This is a genomic window from Methylobacterium sp. WL9 (assembly GCF_008040035.1).
In the GTDB taxonomy this organism is placed as follows: domain Bacteria; phylum Pseudomonadota; class Alphaproteobacteria; order Rhizobiales; family Beijerinckiaceae; genus Methylobacterium; species Methylobacterium thuringiense.
The window spans coordinates 1-1,092 of record NZ_VRVE01000188.1; the positions used below are offsets into that span (position 1 = coordinate 1).

The 1,092-nt window shown below is 73.6% G+C and carries 1 protein-coding gene; it reads left to right on the forward strand.

Annotation, left to right across the window (positions count from 1 at the left end):
• On the forward strand, positions 1–1,092 hold a 1,092-nt coding region (locus FV217_RS22395; RefSeq protein WP_187272682.1), incomplete at both ends, for an acetate--CoA ligase family protein.

Genomic DNA, 1,092 nt, shown 5'->3' on the forward strand with positions numbered 1-1,092 from the left:
GCGGAGGCGGTGGCCGGCGCGGTGGCCGAGGCGCGCCGGGGGGGCGACCGCAAGAAGCCGGTCTTCGCGGTGTCGGTCGGCGAGGATGCCGAGGCGGCGGCGGTCTACGCAAAGGCCGGCATCCCGCTCTTCGCCACGGATTCCGACGCGGTCGACGGGTTCCTGCACGTGGTGCGCTACCGCGAGGCGCAGGAAAACCTGATGCGCACGCCGGCCTCGCTGCCGCAGGAATTCAAGCCCGACCTCGAAACAGCGAAGCGACTCGTCCGGCAGGCGCTCGCCGCCGGGCAGAGCTGGCTCGATCCCCTCGCGGTCAAGGCGCTGCTCGGCGCCTATGCGATCCCGATGCAGCCCTGCCTGCTGGCGCCGGATGGGGACGCCGCCGCCGAGGCCGCCTGGCCGATGATCGCCCGCGGCGAGCCGGTGGCGCTGAAGCTCGTCTCGCCGGACATCGTGCACAAGTCGGATGTCGGCGGCGTGCGCCTCGGCCTCACCTCGGAGGCCGACGTGCGCGAGGCCGCCGCCCGCATGATCGCCCGCGTGCGCAAGCTCCGGCCGGAGGCGCGCATCACCGGCTTCGCGGTGCAGGCGATGGTGCCGCGGGGCAACCGGCGCGAGTTGATCGTCGGGCTGGCGGAAGACCCGACCTTCGGCCCCGTGGTGGTGTTCGGCACCGGCGGCACCGCCGTCGAGGTCATCGACGACCGCTCGCTCGGCCTGCCGCCGCTCGACCTCCGCCTCGCCGCCGACCAGATTCTGCGCACACGCGTGTCGCGGCGGCTGGAGGCCTATCGCGATGTTCCCGCGGCGGATCTCGACGCCATCGCCCTGGTGCTGGTGAAGCTGGCCCAGCTCGCCGCCGACCTGCCCGAGATCCGCGAACTCGACATCAACCCGCTGCTCGCCGACGCCGACGGGGTGCTCGGCCTCGACGGCCGCATCCGCGTCGCCCCAGAGCCACCCCGCCATCGCGCGCAATCGGAAATGGCTCGGCCGGAGCCGCTGCTCTCTCCTCCCCCTTGTGGGGAGGAGGCAGGAGGTGGGGGTGGCGCAGGATCGAGCGCCGCGGTGCCGTCTGAGCCACCCCCACCC